Source organism: Legionella lytica (assembly GCF_044626755.1).
GTDB lineage: Bacteria > Pseudomonadota > Gammaproteobacteria > Legionellales > Legionellaceae > Legionella > Legionella lytica_A.
In genome coordinates this window covers 121,410-145,471 of record NZ_JBGORX010000006.1, presented here as the reverse complement: position 1 = coordinate 145,471, position 24,062 = coordinate 121,410, and the positions used below count along the sequence as shown (strand labels likewise).

The following is a 24,062-nucleotide window of genomic DNA, read 5'->3' as shown; positions in this document are numbered from 1 at the left end:
TGAAACAGACATGCGCCAATGATAGTGTGAGGTCTCCTCATGTGAAAGTAGGTCATCGCCAGGGTTTTATTAAAAGAGAAAAGCGGCCTTGTGCCGCTTTTTTTGTTTCTGCTATTCATGTATTTGACGTAGCACAATCTGCGCTACGTCAAAAGTAGTTAGCCACCCCAGTAGTAAATAAAAACCTGTCATTGAGAACACAGTAAAGCAACCCAGAGTACCACGCCTCGCATAATGACACATGAAAGAAAACCATGCTTGCATGGAACCCGGTTACTCTAAAAAATATTTACAATTAATATTTGCTCAATCAGTTGATAATAAAGTCATTTTATTAATCAAAAGTTGATTTTTTCTTCCCTTTAGTTTAAGTTATTTTCATTTAGCATAAATAATAAATTTTATGAAAGTCCAACGAATATCGGAATACATTGAGGAACTACGCAAAGAAGGCATCCAAGCTGAATGTGACGCTGCTCTTCTGGATAAAATTACCACATATTTTCTTAGCAAACCCTTAGAGACACCTCTTAATAAACCGGATATTGTTTTTTTAATAGAGTGTTTTGCTGTGCGCTGGCAGACTGTACGCGGTAAAAATCATGATTACACGCTAAGTAATTCCCCCATAGAGCGTATCTGGGTTAATCTAGCGAGAGAATTAAGCACACCTGCTGATATTCCGTATTTAAAAATTCTCATGAGCAGCATTACTAATGATAAAGATCCCCATGATGGTTCGGCACTAACCCAGACAGAGACAATGACTAATTTTTATCTGGCGAATCAAGGGACTGTTCTCTGTCGCAAAAGGAGTCTTTGTGATTACTTATTAGCTCATAATCATCAACTAGTAACCAGCAGAAGCATGGATGCCGCGGTTGTTTTCACCTTGGATGAACTAAGCAGCTTAAAGCGCTGTAAAGTTAACTCATGCTTTTCTATCGAAACTAAAGGGGATGCTCAAATAAGTGAACCCCAATCCAAAACTGAATATTTCACGAGCTTTTGGGATTTTCTGCAGAGAAAAGTGTTTACATCCAGTTCAAATGTAGGATCGCTGCCTATGAGCTTTTTAGCTCCCTTATTTGAATTGGTAGAGTGCTATATGAATTTGAAAGTTGATGGTAAAGAGTTTAATTGCTTTCAAAAGAAAGCCAGTGAATTTTTTGAACATATATATAACAGCGCTGCCGCTGACGTTAATTCTCTCTATGGGCAAAGGGTTTTTTATAAAGACCGAGAGCATCATTTACTTGATGTACTGATTGCTATTTTTGATGCGACTCAATTTAATCTGGAGCAAGAGATTTATGCTATAACCACATTATTATTTCATCTTCACCCTGAGTTAGAAGCTAAGAGCAGTCTCGTACACTTATTTTATCTTGAAGAACAAAAGAAACCACAACATATCTTAAAAGAGGAACGCAAAAAACCAGCATATACCGCACAAAATGAAGTTACAGCATACATTAATTGTTGTCGCTTGCTCGTATCCTTATTCGTGACTAAATTTTATACTGGCTTTTTGTATAAAGGGAAAGAGATTTCAACATGGGATCAACCTAATGAGATTCCTGCAGAGTTTTATGGCATCTATCAGCATTTAATAAAATTATATAACTCTGATAAACCAAATTATATTGATGTCTATTATGATGAGATTCAGAGTAAAATCACTGCGATGAAAAAAGACCAAAGCCCATGGGTAAATATCAGGCCATCTGCCTCTCTGAGCTGGTTAAAAAAAGCGAATGCATTGGACGAGAAGGATTCTAATTTGGAGGACGAGGATTCTGCTTTGGAAGGCTATTGGTATCCTAAAGAGTTAATTCTTCATCGTCTATTAAGGTTTGTTCACACTGCAACTATATTTAAAAAGCCAATTACCGATCTTTTGGATGAGTTAGTGACTACCTATGCTCAAGAGGAAGGCTGCTTTAGAAAAGAGCTGCGTGTTAATATCTTATTTTCCCAATTTCTTTCTAAGCTTAATAAGCAGCAACGTCAGACTTTAGAGACGTTCATGACCTCCGCTGATGGAGTTTCGTCGGAAGGAGTGGAGGGGGATTTTTTAAATAATTGTATCGTACATATAAACAGTCGTTTAGTAGAATTAGGCTATCATCAGCCTATTGATAAATCTCCCAGTTTTTTCCATGCTGAACCGTGCTACAAGATTGATCCAGCACTTGTTGAGGGAGTAGAGCATCTAATCGAGGTGATTGAGCATTACGCTACTAAATTGGAATTAGGCCATCTTGCCAGTGATGTCCAAGGAAAAATACGACGTTTCTTATTCGACTTGAAGAATCCAATTTTAAGTTGTGAGGAGAAGAAGGAAACTCTAAAAGAAACTGAAACTAGAGTTGATCCCATAGGGCAACCCAGTTGATATACATATAGCGTCAATGGTAATGAGGTGAAGCAACCCAGGGTTTATTTCCTCAAATCCGGAGTTGCTTCATTATGGTGTTACTTGGTGTGATGCATTAATAGTTAGCTCAAATTTTTATTTGATTCGATAAACCTCTTGGTGTGGATACTCGTGTTCTATGTCTTATATTGTGCACACAGTTTAAGGAAGTTTTCATATCTTTTTTTAGCAATCAGTCCATCCTCCATAGCCTTTATAATTGCACAGTGGGGAGTATCTTTATGCGTGCAATTTCTAAATTTACAATGCGACAAAAAGGGTCTGAACTCACTATAGCCACGCGCAATTTCTGCTGCATCAATATGCCATAAACTGAACTCCCTCACTCCTGGTGAGTCAATTAAGGCACCGCCACTAGGTATATGATAATAACGTGAATTACTGGTGGTATGCCGTCCTAATTCAGAAATCTCTGAAATGGCCCCAGTCGCGATGTGTTCTTCGTGGGGCAAAATGGCAGAAATTAGCGAAGATTTACCCACTCCTGATTGTCCAACAAAGACACTTACTTGGTGATCTAATATCTTTTTTAATTGAGCGATACCCTTAACATCATCTTGGCTAATAAATAGAAGGGGATAACCTAATTGATGATAGTCTGCTATTAATCGCTCTTTAAGCTCAGTACACGGTAAATCGGTCTTGTTTAAAAGGATGATCGCTGGTAACCGTAGGGTTTCCGCCATAACCAAATAGCTGTCAAGGAGGGGCCAGGATATTTCAGGTTTCGCAGCAATAACCACAATAAGCTGGGTGATATTGGCAGCTACCGGTTTTACTACTCCCGCGCCCGTCGGCTTAGCAAGGACACTTTTTCTTGGGTAAAGACTTAAGACTACCCCTTGATTTGTTCCTTCGTTTTGCCATACTACGCGATCGCCTGCAACTAATGTTTCAATATTAGGCCGAATGGAGCAGCGCGTATGTGCACCCAGATGATCTTCAATTTCGACGTGGCGGCTGAAACGAGTAATAACCAGACCATTCATTAAATTATCATGGTTTTCTTTATTCGTCTGATACGTTTGTTGAATTTTTTCAATACGCGCAGACTGTTGTTTGTTAATACGTCTTTTACTCATGATTAGGATCTATATTATAATTAGGATAGTTTTTTTAAATTTTGTGCATTATTGGATAATAGGCCAAAATTAATTACCATTATTGCAAATTTAAAACGCAAAATTAACAAATACTTTTATTTAAACAGTATGAAGGTAAATTACATATAATGAAAGTCTACTTAGTGGGTGGGGCTGTTCGCGATCAATTGCTAAATCTACCGGTAAAAGAGCGGGATTGGGTCGTGGTTGGTGCTGGCCCTGAAGAATTAATAAAAAAAGGATTTCGCCAGGTTGGGAAAGATTTTCCAGTTTTTTTGCATCCTGAAACTAATGAAGAATATGCTTTAGCTCGCACAGAACGTAAAGCAGCTCCAGGTTATTATGGTTTTACCTGTGATTTTAGTAATACGGTTAGCCTTGAAGAAGATCTAGCTCGCCGCGATCTCACGATTAATGCCATAGCTATGGATGAACACGGCAAGTTAATTGATCCTTATCAAGGGCAGCAGGATTTACGCGCTAAAGTATTACGACATGTTTCCCCTGCATTTGTTGAGGATCCGGTGCGTGTTTTACGTGTTGCACGTTTTGCGGCACGTTTTCATCATTTAGGCTTTAAGGTGGCAGATGAAACACGCTCATTGATGTATTCTATGGTGCACAACGGCGAGTTGGCGCATTTAGTTGCAGAACGAGTTTGGCAGGAATGGCAACGTAGTTTGGAAGAGCGAAATCCGGAACAATTTATTAGCACTTTACGTGCTTGTGATGCATTGCGTATTATTCTCCCGGAACTACATGCTTTATTTGGTGTCCCTAATCCATACCGTTATCACCATGAAGTCGATAGCGGTGTGCATACGCTTATGGTCCTCCAAGCGGCTGTTGCTTTGACTACGGATCCGATAATTCGTTTCGCGGCCTTAGTTCATGATTTAGGTAAAGCAACATCATCGATGGCAAATTGGCCGAGTCATCATGGACATGAAGAGCGTGGTGTACCAATTATTGAAGCTTTATGCACACGTTTGCGAATTCCCAATGAATATCGTACATTGGGGATCACAGTTTCACGGTATCACTTAACTATTCATCGCCTATCGGAACTACGAGCTGCTACCATAGTTAAGGTGTTAGAGCAAGCGGATGCATTTCGACGCCCGCAGCTTTTTTATAATATGCTCATTGCTTGCCAGGCAGATGCCGAAGGATGTGGACGTAAGGTTGATTATCGCCAAGCGCAGCTATGGAGTGGCTTATTAGCGGAATGTGCTAAGGTAAATGTACAAACTATAATCGCGCAGGGGTATACTGGGGAGGCAATTAAACATGCTTTACACCAGCATCGAGTAGCCTGTGTTGACTTAATATTAAACTCCTGGAAAACAAATGAAAAACAATCATAATTTAATCTGGATTGACTTAGAAATGACGGGTTTAGACCCGGAAGCAAACCGCATTATTGAAATTGCGACAGTCGTGACCGATCCCCATTTAAATGTTATTGGAGAAGGTCCCGTTTTCGCCATTTCTCAACCTAAAGCAGAATTGGATGCCATGGACTCATGGAATACCCGACAACACGGCCAATCTGGATTAGTGGCTCGAGTCCTGGAAAGTACTGTGGATGAGAAACAAGCAGAACAAGAGACAGTGAATTTTCTAAAGCAATTTGTTGAGAAAGGAAAATCACCGATGTGTGGTAACAGCGTATGCCAGGATCGACGATTTTTATACAAATACATGCCTGAATTAGCAGCCTTTTTCCACTACCGTAATTTAGATGTAAGCACGCTTAAAGAATTAGCGGTTCGCTGGAAACCAGAATTATTAAATGGATTTAACAAGCACTCAAAACATTTAGCTTTAGATGATATTAAAGACTCAATTGCCGAATTGGTTTATTATCGCCAACATTTTATAAATTTGCCGGAAGTATCACAATGATAGAAAGAGAACAATTGGAATTGCCTAATGGAGCAGATAAATTATTACTGCATTCCTGCTGTGCACCTTGTTCTGGTGAGGTAATGGAAGCTCTGATCAGTTCAGAAATTAATTTTTCAATATTTTTTTACAATCCTAATATTCATCCTGTTCAGGAATATGAAATTAGGAAAGAGGAAAATATAAAGTTTGCCGAAAAACATAATATTCCTTTTATTGATGCAGATTATGATAAAGATAATTGGTTTGAGCGGGCTAAAGGCTTAGAGTGGGAACCTGAGCGCGGTAAACGTTGCTCAATGTGTTTTGATATGCGTTTTGAGCGTACGGCTTTATATGCCCATGAGCATGGTTTTCCGGTGATTAGTAGTTCCTTAGGCATTTCCCGATGGAAAGACATGAACCAAATTAATGATAGTGGCCTTCGCGCAGCCGCTCATTATCCCGAACTGGTTTATTGGACTTATAATTGGCGGAAAAATGGAGGGGCAGCGCGTATGTATGAAATTGCCAAGCGTGAGGAATTTTATAAGCAGGAGTATTGTGGTTGTGTCTATTCATTAAGAGATACCAATGCTTGGCGCCGGCAAAAGGAACGTAATCGCATTAAAATAGGAATTAATTACTACAATGCTGCCGAGGCAGAAAATAAAGAGGATTTATGAGTACACATTCACACAGTGATGGTCATGACCATCATAACCATTCGCATGGTCCTGTTACCTATGATAGGGCTTTTTTAATTGCAATTATTGCGAATGGTCTATTTGTGCTTTTGCAAATTGTGTTCGCTTATTTATCAAACTCCACCAGTTTATTAGCTGATGCATTCCATAATTTAGGCGATGTGTTGAGCTTGGTTTTAGCCTGGATTGCCACGAGTTTGATGAAACGGGCTCCCACGATGAAAGCTACTTATGGACTGAAAAAAACCTCTATTCTATCTGCGCTTGCCAATGGGATTTTGTTGGTCTTCACCTGCGGTATTATTGCTACGGAAGCAATGTATAAATTGTTTTCCCCCGCGGAAATTCAAGCCGTGTCAGTGATGATTGTGGCAGGTATTGGTATTGTCATTAATTTTTCAACCGCCCTTTTATTTATGCGTGGTACCGATGATCTTAATATCAAGAGTGCTTATCTCCATTTATTTTACGATGCCTTAATTTCGGTTGGGGTAGTAATCTCTGCTGCCTTGATTTATTTTACAGGTTGGCTCTGGATTGATCCGGTTGTGGGGTTACTTATCGCGGTTATTATTTTAAAAGGGACCTGGTCTTTATTTGTTAACAGTTTCCGCTTAATTATTGATGGCGTACCCGAAAATATTTCCTGGTCTGCGGTGAGTGAGTTTTTGTTAGCTAAACCTGGGGTTGATGGTTTCCATGATTTACACATTTGGGCTATGAGTACGCAGGAAAATGCGATGTCGGTACATTTATACATGCCCGAAGTCGAGTTAAGCGACGCATCACGGATGGAGTGGACAGAACAGTTAAGACACGAATTTAGTATCCAGCATATCACTATTCAGGTAGAAAAGACCCAATCAGCTTGCAATGATAATTGCCATAACTCTAATTTTTTATAGCTAGCTCCCTTGAGCAAAGTAAATTTCCCTCATTCTATACTTATAGGTACTTCATAACGTATAGGATGAAGGAATTAGGGTATTAAAAGAAATCCGCAGAGAATTGCCCCTTGCAGCAATTGCACCGGTAACTCAGAGTACTTCTTTTTCTCATAAGGTGGTTTGAGGAACTTTAAACGTTTTGAAAAAAGCAGGAAAAAATGCCTATCCGCGCGTGGCTCCAAATGAGCGCTTGAACCAGACGATTATAAATCAATAAAATCAGCGAGTTAAAGCAATAAATTATTGATTTAGAAACTCAGTAAAATGGATATTCGGATTTAAGCAGTAATTACCCTTATTCTTTATAAATGAATGTAGTTCATTACGAGTAAAATGGTATTTTTTGCACTAAAGCTTGAATTACCGTGGTGAAGTAAACCACGGTAATTTTTTCATATCAATACATGATGAGTTGTTAACGCTAATCCTTTTTTATAACTTTCACAGGCTTGGTGGGCATCACCTAATTTTTCCTGTAGCTTGCCTAGTGTCATATAGGCTAAAGGAGTGGGTTCGATTTCGTTCGACTGCTCCAGATAATATTTCGCTTTACCCCATAGCTGACGATTAATACATAATTGCCCTAAGCATAAATAAAGCTCCGCTGAATGAGCATGTTTTTTTAATAGGCTTTCAGCAAAAGCAAGTTGACTATCATCACTGGGTAATGAGCCATACAGAGTAACGAGTTGCGGATTAAATTCCTTACGCAGATTACGGCGTAATAATTCTTTGGCTTTGGCATGTTCCTTGTTCTTAAGTAGAAACCGCACATACTCGGTAACAATATTGGGATCTGCTGCTAAGGGTTTGGGCAATGACTTAAAGAGTTCCATTACCGCTTCAGGCTGGTTTTGTTTCGTTAGATCCGCCAATGCTTGCAAATAGGCGCTATGCTGTAGTGCTTCAAATTCTTGGGGTTCGAGCACATTATATCTTTTCAAGCTAGGCAGTAAGGCAATGAGTTGCGGCCAATCGCGGACCTCTTGATACAATTGCACGAGCAGTTTTAAAACATAAGGATGACGTGGGGCAATATCATGTAAGTGTCTTAACGTGGCTAATGCCTGCTCCCATTGATGATTTGCCAATTGTAATTGGGCTTGTGTCAGTTCCACCGCAATCTTTGCTTCTGGCATTGATTGTTGTGCTTCACGCAGAAAGTCATCACGTAATTGACTATCCCCCATTTTTTGTGCTGCTCGCGCAGCAGTTAAATAATTGAGTAGTGGGGTATCTGTGTTGGGCAGAGCTTGAATTAAATGATTTTTTGCTTTATCCCAGTATCCTTCGCTGTATTCGATTAATCCTTTACGGGTAATTGCCTGGGCTTTTTGAGCTAAGCGCTTAGAGTGCCAACGACTCATTGCTTTCGGGGCGCGAGTAACTTTGTGACATAAGCGGACTACTAAATAGACGATAAGAAATACCAGAATTAAACCTAAAATCATTACCCACAAGGTGGTTTCAATGGTCCAATGATTTATGGCAATTAATACATAGCCCGGATCTTTATTGAGCTGCACGCCTAAAATGATGGCGGCTAATAAGATGAAAAACGCAATAAAAAGTCGCATCATTGTGGGGTTCCTCCCTGTTCTTCTTTATCAGCCGGCTTGGCAGCAGGCTCTTTGGAATCAATTAATTGATTTAATAATGGTAAGGAGTGAGATCCAACTTCAGGGCTTTTTTGTGTTAACTGAATTTGCTGTAATTCAGTTAATTTTTTTATAAGGGCGGCAGTATTGGCGGCACTCTCATTAAAATTCTTTTGCAGGGTTTTTATTGCCTGATTGAGCACTAATTGATAGACCTCGGTATTCTTATTGAGTACTGCCCATTGTGCTTGCTGTAAGTCCAGACGAATGTTTTCCTTGAGTATGGCTTCAAGGGCAGGGGATATTAATGGTTTAATCTGCTCATCATTACGACGAATGACTACCAGTTTGCTTAATACATCCATGCTATCTTGCCAGCGCAGGCGCCATACTGATGTTTTATTTTCGCGGCTAGCCGGTGTTATTGCTGCTGGAGAGGCGGGCTTCATATCACTTAAAGTCGAAGCAATACTTAAATCCTCAAGGCTATTTTGCGCTGCATCCAATTGACTTAGGGTTCCTGCGATGTCCATTTTAGGTGTTGCTTTTAATTCAGCAATGTCTTTCGCTACCGCTTGGCGGATCTCAAAAACTTTGGGTTCATTTAATTGCAGTAATAACTGATCCGATTGCTGCAACAAGCTGATGGTGGCATCAAAGCTGTTGCCCCAATGGGCATTGACTTGTGCTAACTCAAGATAATAACGGGCTTTGAGTAACAGCCAGTTTTGATTTTGATAAAATCGCTGGCTCATCGCTGCTTGCAATTGTTTGTTTAACTCACCAAATTGGTTTTGTAATGTGGTGCGTGTTTCCTCAAGCATTTTCGCCTTGGCTTCAAGTTGTGCTTGGGTCTTATCTTCATTTTGCTCTAACTTATCTAATTGTCGATTTACTTGATTGTTTTGATTTCTTTGATTACTTAGCTGCGCTTGTAATTGCTTATTGAGTGATAGTGTATACAGTGAAGAGCTAAGGGCACCAATCGCAATGACCACGGCTCCCAAGGCCACTGCCGACTTAGTTTTTACAGTCGCGCCTTGCTTGTTCATTGACGGACTAGTGCTTTGCTCCATAGTCTGTTTTGGTTGTGTTTCGGATGTTTTTTTTTGTTCTTCATTGCCATTGGCCATAAATTAATCCTTGATAACAGAGTCAAACAATGCATTCATTATCCCCTCGGGATGGCTACGAATAATATGTTTTATTCCCAATGAGGAGGCGCTTTGAGCCAGGCGTTCGCTAATAACCAGGCATGTTTTACTGCGCAGCCAGTGATGAGCATCTTTAGGAAATAATTGAAAAAGATGATGCATAGACTGCTCACTAGTTAACAGTATAATATCCACTAAATCATCGCGCCAGATTGATTTTATAAATTGCTCATTTATTTTGGGCAAAGCACGTTGATATACATTTAATGCAATTAAATCAGAACCTTGTTGTAACAAGCTTTCTTCAATGAGTGGTCTTCCACCCTCACCTTTAAATAAGAGAATTTTTTGCTTCTCTGGGTTTTGTAGGCTCGGCAATGCCAATAAATGTTCACTATCTGGCATTAAGGGGGTGGCATGTACCGCTACCGCAAATTGCTGCAGTAGTGTGGCGCTGCCGTTGCCAATCGCAATGACCTCAATGGTTGATGGCCAATGAATTTGTGCTTGTTCCAGTTGCATGAAACAATGTTTAACGGCATTTGCACTGATAAATATGGCTTGTTGTACGCTATTTAAATCAGGCAGCTGGCCAAGCCAATCAGCCGTTGCCTGTATTTCCAATGTAGGTAATTCAATAGAGATGCCTTGCGCTGCTCGGATGCGCTCACTTAGGTGCTGAGCTTGTTCTTGTGGGCGGGTATTTAAAATACGTAAGCCTTGCAATGACGGATTCATTTTGGAACCGATGCCAGAAGTTCAGCCCCACCTTGAGCAAGTAATTCCTCAGAACAACGTTTAGCTAATTGAGGAGCATCTACCAGAGCGCCTGTCTGCTGATTGCTCAGGATTTGTGTACCCTCTTCGTTTAATATTTTGGCATGCAACATCAATTGATTGGCCGCGACTGGTGCACAAAAAACTGCTAAAGGCACATGGCAGTTGCCTCCTAATAATGCATTCACCTGACGTTCTGTGTGTACACAAATAGCGGAGGTAGGGTCATTGAGTCCGGCGATTAAGGCTTGCGTTTCTTGATCGTTGGTTCGGCATTCAATAGCCAATGCTCCCTGTCCACAGGCGGGAAGCATAATGTGCTCGGGAATTTGTTGGCGAATGGCGTCGGTAAATCCCATGCGCTCAAGGCCGGCAGCTGCTAATACGATGGCTTGGTATTCGCCAGATTCTAATTTAGCTAGGCGGGTATTGATATTCCCTCGTAAGGGTTTGATGTATAAGTCAGGTCGGTAGGTGAGTAATTGCGATTGGCGTCTGAGGCTGCTGGTGCCCACAATAGCTTGGGGAGGGAGGTCTTGCAAACTACTATATTGATTACTGACTAAGACATCAAAGGGATTGTCTCGTTTACAAATAACCGCTAAGCATAGGCCTGCGGGAAACTCCGCTGGCATATCTTTTGATGAATGCACGGCGATATCTGCTCGGTTGTCCAATAAAGCTTCTTCTAATTCTTTGACAAATAAACCCTTACCCCCTATGGCCAGCAGTTTATCTTTCAGAAATTTATCTCCTGAGGTGGTCATCGGCACGAGCTCAATTTTTAGCTCGGGCCACTGTGCTAATAATAAATCACGCACATGGTTAGCTTGCCATAACGCAAGAGGGCTTTGGCGTGTTGCAATACGTAGCGTTTTGATATTCATAGATAATTAGAACGACTTATTTAATGATGCGCTATCATAGCATTTTATTTGCAGGAGTGTGAGTTTGACGTCAAGAAATGTAACCTGGAGTAGAGCAAGGCTCCAAACCAGGTTTTAAACGGTTTATTTTTTATAACCAGCGCGTAGTGCTAGGGCCATGAAAATATAAGTCCAACCGCTAACGATCATATCAATGGCAATGAACATCCCGATAACCCATAAACTACTCATTGGCCACTTGATGAGAATTAAAATTCCTAAAATTAATGAGGTAATACCGGCAAACAGTATCCAACCCCAACCTTCAGTATCTCGTAACGAAATGGACATGGAGATGCGTGTTACGCCGATAATAATAAGCAACCAGGCGAGCATGGCGGTAATTACTGCGGAGGCGAGAATAGGGTCGTATAACACCACACCGGCGGCAATTACATACAACAGCGCAATAAGAATTTGCCAAACCGCTCCTTTCCATTTTTGGTATTTAAATGCATCTGCAAAATGCGATAAACCGGAGACTAATAGCATGGCAGAAAAAAAATACATGCTTACTAAGGTCAGCATAATGTCCATGCCTAAACCAATCGTTCCAATAATCAGCAGAATTATCCCTAGTCCTAACAGCCATCCCCAATGACGTTGTAATGAATCGACCATTGGGATCTGCATCTTTTCTGTGTTATCCATATCAGTTCCTTTTGATTGTATTATTTTTAATATAGCCTATAGAATGAATAATTATCCGCTATGCTGGAAAAAAAGCTTACTTATAGGTATGATTTTTAAATTGTGTTTTCGAGGTGTACGGGTATGAAATGGTCTGTTGTGGTGCTAGTATCTTTTTTCTCCTTTGCAGGCTATGCAGATAGTGATACCGAGCGGCAGGAAATGCAGTTAAGAATTCAACCCGTAGGTCAGGTTTCGGTGCAGGGACAATCTGGTTCTGAACAGAAAGCGTTGGCAACACCAGCTAAAAAAGAGCCAGGCGAAGAAACTTATGAGCAGTATTGCATTGTTTGCCATAAAGATGGATTGGCGGGTGCGCCTAAGTTTCGTAATGAGCAAGATTGGAAACCTCGTTTAACGGGTAGAACATTAGAGGATTTAGTTGCTTCTTCAATAAAGGGTTTAAATGCGATGCCTACAAAAGGAACTTGTTTTAAGTGCAGTGAGGATGATCTGAGCGCTGCAATCTCTTATATGTTGCCAAAATCATGACAAAATTAAATTTTAGAAGAATTCAAACATTTAACGCAGTAGTTACTTTATTGGTGCTGTTCGCGTCATTTTATTTTCAATACTTTGTAGGCTTGGCGCCTTGTCCTTTATGCCTGATGCAACGTCTGTGTGTCTTTTTCTTATTGGCCGTTATGAGTTTAAGTTTTGGTACGCAAAAAAGAGCACATGCAATTAGTGGATGGATAGTCTTTTTTGCGGTCTTAGGTTTATTTTTTGCCGGCCGTCAATTGTGGCTGCAATCATTACCTGCAGGAAATGTTCCTGCCTGTATGCCTGGTTTGGATATTATGATTCGTTATTTTCCCTGGAAAACGGTAGCGCAAACGTTGTTATGGGGCTCTGGGGAATGTGCTGAAGCTACTTGGCATTGGTTAGGTATTTCTATGGCGGGTTGGAGTGCTATGTATTTTATTTTTATGGTGGTTATGGGGCTGTTTTTGTTTTGGAATACCCATCGCTCACGTTTTGATAGGATGTACTCAAGAATGTAGCACCACCAGAACATCCCCTATTATGACTTTGTCTAATACGGGATGTGGAAGCATCATAAATAGCGCTAAATTTCCACCGTCTTATTAAATTCATCATTAGGTCCTGCAATAACCTGAGCCTTATCAACAGCGTTTCTTTCATATAAGGAATAGGGTGAGATAGGTCCTTTAGAAAAACGGGGCATTTGTTTTTTGAATGCACTAATGCGGACGGCAGATTCAGATGTTTGCTCAATCGAAGGGGAGTGCAGCAACTGCAATAATAATTCGCGAGGTTGGTGGCATACGATCAACATATCGCATCCAGCATTCAGTGCACGTTCGGCTCGGGTTTTTAAATTGCCAATGTCAGCACCTTTCATACTTAAGCAATCACTTAAGACTAATCCTTTAAATCCTAATTTAGTACGGAGGATAGTGTGTAACCATACCTTGGAAAAACCGGCGGGGTTATTTTTATCAATAGCCTCATAGGTTACATGGGCTGGCATAACCGCGGTTAATAAATCTTTACTAATTAGCTCACTAAAGGGTTTTAAATCTTTGGCTTCTAATTCCTCGAGAGATGCAGAGGATGTTGGCATCGCAATATGTGAATCCGATACGATAGAGCCATGGCCAGGAAAATGTTTGCCCACGGCTGGCATGCCCGCATCGTTCATGCCTTGAATAAAGGCCCCTGCTAAGGCTGCCGCGGCGTCTGGAGCGGAATGAAACGCCCTATCTAAACCGCCAATAACACGGCTATTGCCTTCTAGATCTAATACGGGGGCGAGGCTAAGGTCAATATCATGTGCTAAAAGTTCTTGCGCCATGATTTTTCCGTATTCTTGGGCATGAGCCAAACCAACCTCCTGATGCAGATCATAAACCTTGCCATAGGAGCGAGCGGCCGGAATGGAGCTAAATCCTTGCCGTTGGAACCTTTGGACATTACCTCCTTCATGATCAACTGCGATAAAAAGAGCGGGATTGATACTTCTTATCTCGGCAGTCAACTGTGCGAGTTGTTCAGGATTTATAAAATTACGGGTAAACAAAATTACGGCACCTACATTAGGGTGCGCTAAAAGTTCCCGTTCTATATTAGATAGCTCAGTTCCCTCTATATCAACCATGAATTGCGATGGCATAATGATACTCCTCGTTTAACGTAATACACGTCAGCCCAAGCGAGGGAGCTCCTGAATTCAGCATAAAGTTTATGTATGACTATTAAGGTCACATTCAGGAGATCCTTCGTCGTAAACGCCTCAGAATGACGTAGTTTAGGTCTCAGACCTGATTCCCATTCAAATTAGCGCATGATTTTATCATAGATTGATGGGGGATTAATATTTCTGAGTATCCTTTACTGGTAATCTGAAGTCGAGTTAGCTATCATCGCTTTTTTTGAATTATTTTTGACACAATGAAAAGCTTTTCTTGCGAAGTGCTGTATCGGCATTCGGCCACCAAAGCCCGGGTTACCCGTGTTACCACTGCTCATGGTGAATTTATCACTCCAGTATTTATGCCCGTTGGTACGCGTGCCGGGGTGAACAATATGATGCCTGCTGAGTTACAAGATGCCCATAGCCAAATTATTTTAGGTGGTAATACCTATCATATGCTTTGTGCTCCTGGTATGGAGGTCATTGAAAAGGCCGGTGGGATGCATCCTTTTATGGGATGGCATGGTCCTATGCTGACGGATAGCGGGGGTTTTCAAGTTTTTAGTTTGTCCAGAAATAAAGAAATTTGTACCATTGATGAAGACGGCGCTCATTTTGTCTTGCCGGGTAAGCAGGGCATCATCCACATGACTCCGGAAATGTCTTTAGAGACTCAGAAGATTATTGGTGCCGACATTATTATGGCTTTTGACCAATGTACGCCTGATAGTTGTACTAAAGATGAAGTAAGTCACATTATGATGCGCACCCATCGCTGGTTAAAACAATCAATTCAATATCATCAGCAACACCCTGAATCACGCTATGGCTATCAGCAAGCTTTATTTGGCATTATTCAAGGAGGCACGTTTAAGGATTTACGACGTGAAAGTGCTGATTTTGTTGCATCGATGAATACTGATGGGTTAGCCATTGGGGGTGAAACCATTGGTTTTGACATGAACACAACAGTTGAAGTAATTCGTTGGGTACGCGATTATTTACCCGAAAATAAACCGCGTTATACCATGGGGGTGGGCATGTCTCCCCAAGATCTTTTGGACGTAGTTGCAGAGGGAATCGATATGTTCGACTGTGTTGCGCCCACGCGTAATGCACGACATGGAGCTTTGTATTGCGGGAAGGTGATACCAGACGGGAATTGGCTGCGTTTTGCCAGTGAGTATGAGAATGAACGTATTCAAATTAAAAAATCATGCTTTGCTGATGATATGTCACCGATTATGCCTGATTGTACCTGTTATACTTGCCGTAATTATTCACGCTCTTATTTGCACCACTTAATAAAACAGAAGTCTAATCTTTTCACTGCTCTGGCGACGATTCACAATATCCATGTGATGCATGATGTTTGTGATAAAATGCGCGAGTTGGTAATTAATTCACAGGAGAAATAATGGTAGTTATTAGCACATCTAAAGGTGACATTCGTCTTCAGTTAGATACAGAAAATACTCCAGTTACAGCAGAAAACTTTTTAAGTTATGTGCGTAGCGGGTTTTACGACACCACAATTTTTCATCGCGTCATTTCTGGCTTTATGATTCAAGGCGGCGGACTTGATTCCAATATGGAACAAAAACAAACGCAAAGCCCAATTAAAAATGAAGCAAAAAATGGCAAGCCAAACAAGCGCGGCACGATTGCTATGGCAAGAACAATGGACCCTCACTCTGCAACAGCACAGTTTTTCATTAATGTCGCTGATAACGCATTTTTGAACTACACTGCGGACTCAATGCAAGGTTTTGGCTATTGCGTATTCGGTGAAGTAGTTGAAGGTATGGACATTGTCGATGCGATTGCTAAAGTAAAAACTGGACAAAGCATGGGACATGCCGATGTTCCAGTTGAGGAAGTAAGTATTCTTTCCGTTAAAGAAGTCGAGTAATTTTTTATTGCCGCGAATTGTTCGCGGCGTGATTAATTATAAAACCTGTCGTCATTGCAAACGAAGAGAAGCAACTTAGGATTCTGTGCTTCGTCACCACGTTTTTCGCAATGACGAAATTGCGTAGTCTGATTGGTGAAAAAATCCTATTCGTTGCGACGCTTCTTAATACTTTCCGAATAATCAAAAATGGGTATTTCAATATGGAAGAAAATAGCCAAAAGACGTGCAATGAAGATACTTATCAAAGTAATAATCACACTGAGGTTTTCTGCAACTTGAAAATAATTCAACGTAATAAAGAGCAGAGCCCCGCCAATAGCAATCACCGCGTACAATTCTTTTCTTAGGACCAAGGGAATATCATTGCATAAAATATCACGTAGCATCCCGCCACAAATACCGGTTATTACTCCACTAATTACAGCGATGCTTGGAGATAATCCGTGATTTAATGCTTTCTGAGTACCAATGATCACAAAGGTCGATAAGCCAAGTGCATCAAGGATTAAAAAGAGCTTCATAATTTTTATCAGTGAATGGGCAATAAAAATAGTGAGAAATGCGCATAAGGACGTGTATAATAGGTACTCTGGATGAAGTACCCACGTCAATGGGTAGGTATTAAATAGCGAGTCTCTTACAGTGCCACCACCAAGTGCTGCAATGCATGCAATGAGCATGACGCCGAAAAAATCCATTTTTTTGCGGCCAGCGGCCAATGCACCTGTAACCGCTTCGACACAAATGCCCATGATGAATAGAAAATGTAACAACATACAACTCACTGCCTGCAAAAAGGCCAATGATAGCATTGTTGAGTCAATTGGCGGAAGAGATAAACGTGCGAATTCTTATCCAGAACCTACATTAAAAAGTATTTTTTATTTGGAGCGTATTCATGAAGATAGGTATGCCGTTTTTCCTAAATGAAATTGATACAGATACACGTAAAAAAATTCTTGAGCTTGATCATAAATTAAAGACTTTACGTGCCGAAGTAGAGTTGAAATTAAATGAAGCCGAGGAAAGTCATTTGCCTCATCTTATGCAAGATATTGAGCAAGCAATCAAAGCCATAACCCCAGTAGTTTCATTAGTTGTTGAGGAATAGTAAATTCAAGATGCAGTAGCCCGTATTAGAGTAGTGTAATACGGGAGCATAGTCTTAGTTATAATGGATACTAAACACGGGTGACTCATCCTTAATGGATGCGCTCGCATATTGGTTTTTACCTATGCGATATCGTTGCGCCAAAATCTTAATATTAATTAATACGATCGCTGCCAATACGATAATGATTAGGCTGGGAGCGCTAGGCATTTGCGTTTTGCGTGCCAAATAATCGGAAAGCAGTGGGGGGACGCCGGCTGCCAGGCTTGCTGCAATGGAATAAACAATTGATAAAGCGGTGCAGCGTATCTGCAACGGAAAGAGCTCGGTAAGTAATACCGTAGCGACACTATAATAACAAGCGCAGGGAATCGAGATGAGCAGCTGCATTAAAATATAATAACCGGCACTTCCATAATTAACACCATGCATAAAGGGATAGGCCAGCACCAATAAGCCACTGCTGGCAAAAGTGAGCATTTTCAAACGGTCCTGTTTGTCCGAGAGCCAGCCAAAAATGGGGATTAGTAGGGTGACTAAAGCAAGCGCTAAAGTATTGGAGGTCATAATTAATGAACGCGAAAGATGGGCATACTGAATCGCGTGTAAGGGAATATAAAGATAAAAAAAGAAGCCTGTGGTGACGGAGAGAAAACTGGAGAAAAAGGCATAATGAAACATGAAGGGATATTTTTGGATGTAGTTTAATGATTGTCTGTAAATATCTCGTGTTGTGGGTTTGGCTCGATTCGCATAATAGACAACATAGGCCAAACTTTCAGGCATCTTAGCACGGATTGCAAAACCAATAATGGTGGTCAGCAAAGCAAATAAAAAGGGAATCCGCCAGATGTAGTCGACTTCGGGATAGGCATCGGCAAAATAACGCATGCCCTCAACGACTAAGCAGGCAAGTAAATAACCGGCTTTGACGCCCACCGAAGACCAGCAGCCACGAAAACCCCGTTGCTGATTGTCGCCACTTTCAACTAATAAGGACGCTGAATTCAAAAATTCAGAACCTAAAGCCATGCTTTGGATAATACGCAAGGTCAAAAGTAAACCTGCTGCGGCAAGGCCTATTTGTTGATGTCCGGGAATCACCCCGATTAGTGCAGTAGAAACCCCCATAATCAGAATTGATACCATAAGGACATTTTTACGCCCATATAAATCGGAAAATAAACCCAGGATGAATGCACCTAAGGGTTTGGCTAAATAAGCAATGAAGACTAAAGACAAAACCACCGTGATGCTGCCTTTATTATCCCCAATGAGGTAGCGTGACATTTCTGTTGCCATAAAGTAGCAGATAGACATGTCATAGGCTTCTACGACATTCCCCATAAGACCGCCGAGTATCGATTTATTTTGGTGTTTCATAGTTCAACCTGTAATGGGTAGTAGGGGTGAGGATGTAGGATCATAGGTATTTAAAAGTGAGATTAGATTGTTTGAACAATATTGCCCAATTTTATAAAAATCTTCATGTTGATTCGCAAATAGCTCACGAGTATGAGCACAGGATTTGCGGCTAGCCAATGAATAGATAAGGTATTCCTCGCCCATTTTTGCGGCGAGACTTAATCCTATTGGATAAGCATGTTTGATTTGCTTTAAATAATACAGTTCATCGTAGCGCGTAGGGTCATATAAGTTTTGCCAATAATCCTGTACGCATAATTCAAACCATTGATGTCTATAGGTTTTATCAAAACGCCAAAGCGGGCTATTAAATAAATTAAACTCCATCGCCGGTGTTGAGGATAGCGTTAGTAGTTGATTGTTCTTGTTGATGCGAGTAAAGGCAAGGTGATCAATTTCATGTATGCCTAAAACATCGCGGAATACGGAGGAGACTTTACTTCTAAATGCAAAAAGGACTTCCAGTAACTCTGGATGCTGCATTACTTCATGACGACAATTTTCCATAAAACCATTCTTATTTCAAATTCCATGGGGCCGGCTAAAATGCTTCACTGAAGCTAAAGCCAGATCAATAATTCTTTTTGACTGCTCTTCATTGGCATTGATTAAACTTACATCATTTATCAACTCCATTAAGAAGTCAGAGACTTCTTGTTCCATAAGCGGGCTATTATATAGATTTGCTGCTTTGCTGAAAATATAATGAAGTAATGTTTTGCTAATTGATACTTTATCCTGCTCTAAACCGCGATCATCATGGGAATCACCGAATAATAACCAACCTGGCGAAACATGGAGTTTCGTGGCAATGTCAACCAGCTTTAATGGTTCCGGTATAGCTTCTCCGCGCAGATATTTTCGACAAATTTGTAAGGAATAACCAGTAATTTCCGACAACTTATGAATGCACACGCCAGATGTAGAACGTTGAGAATTGAAACCTGCAGCGATCATGGCATCACGTAGGCGGTATGCAAATTGTTTTGTTAAATCAACTTTTTCCATGGAGCGTGCAATAAACTTATTAGAGTGAAAACTGTGCTGAATTGTAACAAAGACTGGGGGAACCTGCAAATTTTAGTATTAAAACGAAACTTTTGGTTTCGATTCGAAATTAGGTGTTGACATTCGAAACCAGGGCGCTATAATGGCTGTGAAATTTACGGAAATATTTCAACAAAGTCCAAAAATACATGGAAAAACATGACACCCGATGGAACATCGTGTCATGAACAGTTCAACAAACAGGAGTAGTGGTTTAACCATAGCGGTTAACCTCGCAAACCAAGGCCTGAATGATGGGAATCATTCAGGCCTTTTTTTATTTCTTCTAATATAAAAGGGTAAGCTAAATAAGGCGCTTCAATCTTATTTAGAGAGGTATGATCAAGGGCAGATATTGATGAATTGCAGCCTAAAGTAGTCGTTATGAGGGTGATGCAAGAGTCTACGGAAACAAACAGGCGGACGCTCGAACTGACAACGAGGGATAATCAGGGATGGGATAAAGGATGGTTCTCTAAATTTAGATTCTTGATGTCTAAGCTGCGGTTGGCTCGTAAAGAAGAGGAGGATGAAACGGAGCGTCTTTCTTCGGGTTATCGGATTTAAGCGTTTATTGCCTTTAACATGATGTTCTTTGAGTTGGCTGCTGTTTAAGGAGGACCTGGTTGCAAGCAACCAGGCTCTGTTGATAAGTTAAAAGCCCATTCCTAATGTGCGTATCAAATCGCGTTGAGCTTCTATCATGCGATCCAGCGTAATATCGTTGGGTTTGTGCCAGAAGGTGAGCCCTTTATTATTATAGTGTTTTTTAGCTTCTTCTTTTGCTGTAGTGCCTTCGGATTTTGGAGTACTTCCAGAATCAAGCGACTTACTACGCTGTCTTTTATGTCCCTTTTCTTCAACCATTGGTTCCGTTTTTCTCTTGGGAAGTTCGGCATCTGCTGTATTTCTTCGCGGGCGCGTAGTTTGGTTTGTCTTCTCTTGTTCTAAGTTATTACGTTCTTCTAATTCAGCTTGTGCCTTATATTGTTCGGCAAGAATTGTATAGGTCTCTTTTAAATGAGGGGATTGCTTTTTTACCTCAGTTTTTTGTGCCGCAACAAATTGCGCAAGAATATCTTCTTTCTTCTTAAGATTCTCATAGTTCTCATGAGTAATTGGGACATCTGTGCTCTTCAAGTTTTTGTTTTCTCCCAGCGTTTCATTGAGGAACAATATGTCTTTTGACAATAAAAAGCTTGGTCTAAGCACTTTAGGGTCATTATTGCCTTGCATATGCGTTCTTAATTCTCTGAAGTTTCCACGCGGGTTTATATATGGCTGGAGCTCGGTGTAGGCATCTCTGGAGGTGGCGGATAAAGCGTATAAATTTTTTAAATCGGTTTCCACTACAGACAAGCGCAACATAACTAAGGTGAAGGCTTCGTAATTTTGGTGTTGATTAAGCAGGATGGCTGCAACTTCTATCCAGCGTTCGAAGGCATGTAGTTTCGTCGCTTTCTTTGAATGTCCAGTAATATCAGCTTCAATGAACTTGTCCATTATATTGTAACATTGTAAATAGTTTTGCATGTTGATGCTGCCACGGCTGATATCAGAAAATCCAACAGGGTTTGCTATGTCTTGTTCTGCTAATTGTTGAAAAGCACTTCTTAATTGAACATCCAGCAAGTCGGCATAGTCTTGCGCCAAACGCGCTTCAACTTGCAAGCAAAGAATGCTTTTTTCAGTGCTGGTTGCCAGTGCTTTTCGTACATGTTTTTTAGATATCAGCTTATCCCATTCTTGAGATGCGAGGGGGGTATCTTGGAATGAATTATTTTCCTGATACCAATTTGTAAACGATTTTAACGTTGAGTTAGTTCCACTGAACCAATTTAAAATGCTTTTTATAGGGCTAATTGCCATGGTTATTATTCTTATAAGTTAGACAACAGGCGATCACTATGTATTTTCTTTGTCAAAAAGTCAAATCATTAATTGCATCAAGATTGTAAATAATAGGTTGCTTTGCAATACCCACTATTATATACTGCCTAGCTATGCTTTATGCAGGTCTTTTTATAGGCACGTAGCTCAGTGGTAGAGCACCACCTTGACATGGTGGTGGTCGGTGGTTCGATCCCACTCGTGCCTACCAAGAACAGAATTCTTTTAAGTTTATTAAGTGTAGAATACTTTACGCTTAGATTGTAGTTATTTTCAGATTATGTTAAGCCCTGCTCTGCAGGGTTTTTTTTTGAGATAAAGTGATCGACGGACATACGGATACTAATCATGCCAAACATTAAATTACCTGATGGAAGTGTAAAACATTTTGAAGCGCCTCTGACTGTTTATGATGTGGCACACAGTATTAGTCCAGGGTTGGCAAAAGCAGCTTTAGCTGGCCGTGTTGATTCATGTCTGGTTGATACTTCATATCTTCTTGAACATGACTGCTCCTTAGTTATTATTACGGAAAAGCAAGACGATAGCCTCGAGGTGATTCGTCACTCTACTGCGCATTTATTAGCGCAAGCAGTAAAAAGTTTATTTCCTACCGCTCAGGTAACTATTGGCCCGGTGATTGACGATGGTTTTTACTATGATTTCGCCTTCCAAAGACCATTTACACCTGAAGACTTAGAGCAAATTGAAGCGAAAATGATGGAATTGGCCAAGGCCAATTATCCTGTGAGTCGCAGAGAGTTGCCACGAGATGAGGCAATTAGCTATTTCACAAGTATCGGTGAGGACTATAAAGCGAAGATTATTGCTGACATTCCTGCAGATGAAGTGCTCTCCCTTTATAAACAAGGTGATTTTGAAGATTTATGCCGTGGTCCCCATGTACCTTCCACTGGTTTCTTAAAAGCATTTAAGTTAATGAAAGTTGCAGGTGCTTACTGGCGCGGTGATTCCAACAATGAAATGTTACAGCGTATCTATGGAACGGCTTGGTCAGATAAAAAATCTTTAGCTGATTACTTGTTCCGTATTGAAGAAGCGGAAAAACGTGACCATCGTAAATTAGGTAAAAGTCTCGAGCTGTTCCATTTCCAGGATATCGCTCCGGGAATGGTTTTTTGGCATCCTAAAGGCTGGACTATTTATCAAGAGCTTGAGCGTTACATGCGTTCACGCTTAGTGGATTTTGGGTATCAAGAAATTAAGACACCGCAATTAGTTGATCGCGTTCTCTGGGAAAAGTCCGGCCATTGGGCTAACTTTAGAGATGAAATGTTTGTTACTGAAACAGACAACCGTCATTATGCAGTAAAGCCAATGAACTGTCCTTGCCACGTGCAAGTATATAACCAAGGCTTGAAGAGCTATAGAGATTTACCGTTAAGATTATCTGAGTTTGGTAACTGCCACCGTTGTGAACCTTCAGGTTCATTACATGGTTTAATGCGTGTACGTAATATGGTGCAAGATGATGCTCATATTTTCTGTACAGAAGATCAGATTCAATCTGAAGTAGATATGATGTTGCAATTAGTGCAGTCAGTCTATGCTGATTTTGGTTTCCATGAAATTAAATACCGCTTGGCATTACGACCCGAAAAACGAGTCGGTAGCGATGAGGTTTGGGATAAAGCTGAAGCTGCTTTAAAACAGGCGATGAAAGACCGCAATATCGAATGGGTTGATGCTCCAGGCGAGGGTGCTTTTTATGGCCCCAAGATCGAATGTTCACTATCTGACTGTTTAGGTCGAATCTGGCAGTGCGGAACCATTCAAGTTGATTTCTCGATGCCAGGCCGTTTAGAAGCGAGCTATATTGCTGAAGATGGCAGTAAGCAAACCCCGGTAATGGTGCATCGTGCAATTTTAGGATCTTTTGAGCGGTTTATGGGAATTCTTATTGAGCACTATGCTGGTAAATTACCTTTATGGTTGTCTCCAGTTCAGGCCGTAGTTTTAACAATTAGTGAAAAACAAAACGCATATGCTGAAAAAGTAACCCAAACTTTACAAAAAAGAGGGGTTCGCGCCAATTTTGACTTGAGAAATGAGAAAATTGGTTTTAAAATTCGCGAACATACTTTACAAAAAGTTCCCTATCTTTTAGTGATCGGGGATAAAGAAGTCGAAGCAAACCAAGTCGCTGTGCGTACCCGTGAAGGTGCAGACTTGGGTGTGATGACAATAGATACAATTTGTGATACCTTAATGCAAGAAATTGCCCATAAGGGATCAATATCCAATTAACCAGCAGGGGAGATTAAGC

Annotated in this window: 23 protein-coding genes and 1 tRNA gene; 12 read left to right on the top strand and 12 right to left on the bottom strand. The window is 40.7% G+C overall.

From position 1 onward, the window contains the following. Nucleotides 1-403 precede the first annotated feature (403 nt). Nucleotides 404-2,398 (top strand): hypothetical protein, encoded by a 1,995-nt coding sequence (locus ACD661_RS13175; RefSeq protein ID WP_400188325.1) that lies wholly within the window; start codon nucleotides 404-406, stop codon nucleotides 2,396-2,398. A gap of 158 nt (nucleotides 2,399-2,556) precedes the next feature. Here the strand turns inward: ACD661_RS13175 and rsgA are convergent, their stop codons facing one another. Further along, a complete protein-coding gene (rsgA, locus tag ACD661_RS13170; protein ID WP_400188324.1) occupies nucleotides 2,557-3,522 on the bottom strand; it encodes a small ribosomal subunit biogenesis GTPase RsgA in 966 nt (321 codons plus the stop codon). 149 nt (nucleotides 3,523-3,671) lie between these two features. Here rsgA and ACD661_RS13165 point away from each other — a divergent pair, with 149 nt between their 5' ends. From ACD661_RS13165 to ACD661_RS13150, 4 genes are read left to right on the top strand one after another with little or no spacing between them, the layout of a single operon-like run. Beyond that, entirely contained in the window at nucleotides 3,672-4,910 is a 1,239-nt protein-coding gene (locus tag ACD661_RS13165) for a multifunctional CCA addition/repair protein (RefSeq protein ID WP_400188323.1), read from the top strand. Next, a complete protein-coding gene (gene orn / locus ACD661_RS13160; RefSeq protein ID WP_400188322.1) occupies nucleotides 4,894-5,451 on the top strand; it encodes an oligoribonuclease in 558 nt (185 codons plus the stop codon). Before ACD661_RS13165 ends, orn begins: the two co-directional genes overlap by 17 nt. Continuing rightward, nucleotides 5,448-6,116: an epoxyqueuosine reductase QueH gene (locus tag ACD661_RS13155; protein WP_400188321.1), complete on the top strand. Its 669-nt coding sequence runs from the start codon at nucleotides 5,448-5,450 to the stop codon at nucleotides 6,114-6,116. The genes orn and ACD661_RS13155 overlap by 4 nt, the downstream gene beginning before the upstream one ends. Next, nucleotides 6,113-7,042, top strand: a complete 930-nt coding sequence (locus ACD661_RS13150) for a cation diffusion facilitator family transporter (RefSeq protein ID WP_400188320.1) — start codon at nucleotides 6,113-6,115, stop codon at nucleotides 7,040-7,042. The genes ACD661_RS13155 and ACD661_RS13150 overlap by 4 nt, the downstream gene beginning before the upstream one ends. Before the next feature lie 434 nt (nucleotides 7,043-7,476). On the opposite strand, the gene ACD661_RS13145 is transcribed toward ACD661_RS13150, so the two are convergent. From ACD661_RS13145 to ACD661_RS13125, 5 genes are all read right to left on the bottom strand, one after another. After that, nucleotides 7,477-8,664, bottom strand: a complete 1,188-nt coding sequence (locus tag ACD661_RS13145; protein ID WP_400188319.1) for a heme biosynthesis HemY N-terminal domain-containing protein — start codon at nucleotides 8,662-8,664, stop codon at nucleotides 7,477-7,479. Continuing rightward, nucleotides 8,661-9,815: a uroporphyrinogen-III C-methyltransferase gene (locus tag ACD661_RS13140; protein ID WP_400188318.1), complete on the bottom strand. Its 1,155-nt coding sequence runs from the start codon at nucleotides 9,813-9,815 to the stop codon at nucleotides 8,661-8,663. The genes ACD661_RS13145 and ACD661_RS13140 overlap by 4 nt, the downstream gene beginning before the upstream one ends. 3 nt (nucleotides 9,816-9,818) lie before the next feature. Next, nucleotides 9,819-10,574 (bottom strand): uroporphyrinogen-III synthase, encoded by a 756-nt coding sequence (locus tag ACD661_RS13135; protein WP_400188317.1) that lies wholly within the window; start codon nucleotides 10,572-10,574, stop codon nucleotides 9,819-9,821. Continuing rightward, the gene (gene hemC / locus ACD661_RS13130; RefSeq protein ID WP_400188316.1) at nucleotides 10,571-11,500 is read right to left on the bottom strand and encodes a hydroxymethylbilane synthase; all 930 of its coding nucleotides are present in this window, start codon (nucleotides 11,498-11,500) and stop codon (nucleotides 10,571-10,573) included. Before hemC ends, ACD661_RS13135 begins: the two co-directional genes overlap by 4 nt. A gap of 123 nt (nucleotides 11,501-11,623) precedes the next feature. Next, on the bottom strand, nucleotides 11,624-12,190 hold the full coding sequence (locus ACD661_RS13125) for an HdeD family acid-resistance protein (RefSeq protein WP_400188315.1): 567 nt from the start codon (nucleotides 12,188-12,190) through the stop codon (nucleotides 11,624-11,626). Between the two features lie 123 nt (nucleotides 12,191-12,313). On the opposite strand from ACD661_RS13125, the gene ACD661_RS13120 reads away from it, so the two are divergent. Next, complete coding sequence (locus ACD661_RS13120; protein WP_400188314.1) at nucleotides 12,314-12,721, top strand: c-type cytochrome; 408 nt, start codon at nucleotides 12,314-12,316, stop codon at nucleotides 12,719-12,721. After that, complete coding sequence (locus ACD661_RS13115; protein WP_400188313.1) at nucleotides 12,718-13,233, top strand: disulfide bond formation protein B; 516 nt, start codon at nucleotides 12,718-12,720, stop codon at nucleotides 13,231-13,233. The genes ACD661_RS13120 and ACD661_RS13115 overlap by 4 nt, the downstream gene beginning before the upstream one ends. Nucleotides 13,234-13,298: 65 nt before the next feature. Here ACD661_RS13115 and nagZ read toward each other — a convergent pair whose 3' ends face one another. Next, nucleotides 13,299-14,366, bottom strand: a complete 1,068-nt coding sequence (nagZ, locus tag ACD661_RS13110; RefSeq protein WP_400188312.1) for a beta-N-acetylhexosaminidase — start codon at nucleotides 14,364-14,366, stop codon at nucleotides 13,299-13,301. A gap of 278 nt (nucleotides 14,367-14,644) precedes the next feature. Here nagZ and tgt point away from each other — a divergent pair, with 278 nt between their 5' ends. Next, the gene (tgt, locus tag ACD661_RS13105) at nucleotides 14,645-15,805 is read left to right on the top strand and encodes a tRNA guanosine(34) transglycosylase Tgt (RefSeq protein WP_400188311.1); all 1,161 of its coding nucleotides are present in this window, start codon (nucleotides 14,645-14,647) and stop codon (nucleotides 15,803-15,805) included. Then, entirely contained in the window at nucleotides 15,805-16,299 is a 495-nt protein-coding gene (locus ACD661_RS13100; protein WP_252580858.1) for a peptidylprolyl isomerase, read from the top strand. The genes tgt and ACD661_RS13100 overlap by 1 nt, the downstream gene beginning before the upstream one ends. 146 nt (nucleotides 16,300-16,445) lie before the next feature. Here the strand turns inward: ACD661_RS13100 and ACD661_RS13095 are convergent, their stop codons facing one another. Beyond that, on the bottom strand, nucleotides 16,446-17,078 hold the full coding sequence (locus ACD661_RS13095) for a trimeric intracellular cation channel family protein (RefSeq protein WP_400188310.1): 633 nt from the start codon (nucleotides 17,076-17,078) through the stop codon (nucleotides 16,446-16,448). Nucleotides 17,079-17,200: 122 nt separating this feature from the next. Between ACD661_RS13095 and ACD661_RS13090 the strand changes: the two genes are divergently transcribed. Beyond that, nucleotides 17,201-17,413, top strand: coding sequence for a hypothetical protein (locus tag ACD661_RS13090; RefSeq protein WP_400188309.1), 213 nt, complete (start codon nucleotides 17,201-17,203; stop codon nucleotides 17,411-17,413). Nucleotides 17,414-17,467: 54 nt separating this feature from the next. Here the strand turns inward: ACD661_RS13090 and ACD661_RS13085 are convergent, their stop codons facing one another. From ACD661_RS13085 to ACD661_RS13070, 4 genes are all read right to left on the bottom strand, one after another. After that, nucleotides 17,468-18,796 (bottom strand): MFS transporter, encoded by a 1,329-nt coding sequence (locus tag ACD661_RS13085; RefSeq protein ID WP_400188308.1) that lies wholly within the window; start codon nucleotides 18,794-18,796, stop codon nucleotides 17,468-17,470. A 3-nt stretch (nucleotides 18,797-18,799) separates the two neighbouring features. Next, nucleotides 18,800-19,345 carry a hypothetical protein gene (locus tag ACD661_RS13080; RefSeq protein ID WP_400188307.1) on the bottom strand — a complete coding sequence of 182 codons (546 nt, stop codon included), beginning with the start codon at nucleotides 19,343-19,345 and terminating at the stop codon, nucleotides 18,800-18,802. Between the two features lie 15 nt (nucleotides 19,346-19,360). After that, on the bottom strand, nucleotides 19,361-19,846 hold the full coding sequence (locus tag ACD661_RS13075; RefSeq protein WP_400188306.1) for a helix-turn-helix domain-containing protein: 486 nt from the start codon (nucleotides 19,844-19,846) through the stop codon (nucleotides 19,361-19,363). Nucleotides 19,847-20,539: 693 nt separating this feature from the next. Next, nucleotides 20,540-21,754 carry a RasGEF domain-containing protein gene (locus ACD661_RS13070; RefSeq protein ID WP_400188305.1) on the bottom strand — a complete coding sequence of 405 codons (1,215 nt, stop codon included), beginning with the start codon at nucleotides 21,752-21,754 and terminating at the stop codon, nucleotides 20,540-20,542. 157 nt (nucleotides 21,755-21,911) lie between these two features. Between ACD661_RS13070 and ACD661_RS13065 the strand changes: the two genes are divergently transcribed. Next, nucleotides 21,912-21,986 (top strand) — tRNA-Val (locus ACD661_RS13065). Between the two features lie 137 nt (nucleotides 21,987-22,123). Then, a complete protein-coding gene (thrS, locus tag ACD661_RS13060; protein ID WP_400188304.1) occupies nucleotides 22,124-24,043 on the top strand; it encodes a threonine--tRNA ligase in 1,920 nt (639 codons plus the stop codon). The last annotated feature ends 19 nt before the right edge of the window (nucleotides 24,044-24,062 follow it).

Excerpts from the sequence above, each read along its gene's own strand:
- ACD661_RS13085 (WP_400188308.1), bottom strand. The coding sequence starts at position 18,796 with ATGAAACACCAAAATAAATCGATACTCGGCGGTCTTATGGGGAATGTC.
- thrS (WP_400188304.1), top strand. The coding sequence starts at position 22,124 with ATGCCAAACATTAAATTACCTGATGGAAGTGTAAAACATTTTGAAGCG.
- ACD661_RS13125 (WP_400188315.1), bottom strand. The coding sequence starts at position 12,190 with ATGGATAACACAGAAAAGATGCAGATCCCAATGGTCGATTCATTACAA.
- ACD661_RS13100 (WP_252580858.1), top strand. The coding sequence starts at position 15,805 with ATGGTAGTTATTAGCACATCTAAAGGTGACATTCGTCTTCAGTTAGAT.
- ACD661_RS13095 (WP_400188310.1), bottom strand. The coding sequence starts at position 17,078 with ATGTTGTTACATTTTCTATTCATCATGGGCATTTGTGTCGAAGCGGTT.
- ACD661_RS13175 (WP_400188325.1), top strand. The coding sequence starts at position 404 with ATGAAAGTCCAACGAATATCGGAATACATTGAGGAACTACGCAAAGAA.
- ACD661_RS13070 (WP_400188305.1), bottom strand. The coding sequence starts at position 21,754 with ATGGCAATTAGCCCTATAAAAAGCATTTTAAATTGGTTCAGTGGAACT.
- ACD661_RS13090 (WP_400188309.1), top strand. The coding sequence starts at position 17,201 with ATGAAGATAGGTATGCCGTTTTTCCTAAATGAAATTGATACAGATACA.
- ACD661_RS13075 (WP_400188306.1), bottom strand. The coding sequence starts at position 19,846 with ATGGAAAAAGTTGATTTAACAAAACAATTTGCATACCGCCTACGTGAT.
- orn (WP_400188322.1), top strand. The coding sequence starts at position 4,894 with ATGAAAAACAATCATAATTTAATCTGGATTGACTTAGAAATGACGGGT.
- ACD661_RS13135 (WP_400188317.1), bottom strand. The coding sequence starts at position 10,574 with ATGAATCCGTCATTGCAAGGCTTACGTATTTTAAATACCCGCCCACAA.
- ACD661_RS13115 (WP_400188313.1), top strand. The coding sequence starts at position 12,718 with ATGACAAAATTAAATTTTAGAAGAATTCAAACATTTAACGCAGTAGTT.
- ACD661_RS13145 (WP_400188319.1), bottom strand. The coding sequence starts at position 8,664 with ATGATGCGACTTTTTATTGCGTTTTTCATCTTATTAGCCGCCATCATT.
- ACD661_RS13155 (WP_400188321.1), top strand. The coding sequence starts at position 5,448 with ATGATAGAAAGAGAACAATTGGAATTGCCTAATGGAGCAGATAAATTA.
- ACD661_RS13120 (WP_400188314.1), top strand. The coding sequence starts at position 12,314 with ATGAAATGGTCTGTTGTGGTGCTAGTATCTTTTTTCTCCTTTGCAGGC.
- ACD661_RS13165 (WP_400188323.1), top strand. The coding sequence starts at position 3,672 with ATGAAAGTCTACTTAGTGGGTGGGGCTGTTCGCGATCAATTGCTAAAT.
- nagZ (WP_400188312.1), bottom strand. The coding sequence starts at position 14,366 with ATGCCATCGCAATTCATGGTTGATATAGAGGGAACTGAGCTATCTAAT.
- hemC (WP_400188316.1), bottom strand. The coding sequence starts at position 11,500 with ATGAATATCAAAACGCTACGTATTGCAACACGCCAAAGCCCTCTTGCG.
- ACD661_RS13080 (WP_400188307.1), bottom strand. The coding sequence starts at position 19,345 with ATGGAAAATTGTCGTCATGAAGTAATGCAGCATCCAGAGTTACTGGAA.
- ACD661_RS13150 (WP_400188320.1), top strand. The coding sequence starts at position 6,113 with ATGAGTACACATTCACACAGTGATGGTCATGACCATCATAACCATTCG.
- tgt (WP_400188311.1), top strand. The coding sequence starts at position 14,645 with ATGAAAAGCTTTTCTTGCGAAGTGCTGTATCGGCATTCGGCCACCAAA.
- ACD661_RS13140 (WP_400188318.1), bottom strand. The coding sequence starts at position 9,815 with ATGGCCAATGGCAATGAAGAACAAAAAAAAACATCCGAAACACAACCA.
- rsgA (WP_400188324.1), bottom strand. The coding sequence starts at position 3,522 with ATGAGTAAAAGACGTATTAACAAACAACAGTCTGCGCGTATTGAAAAA.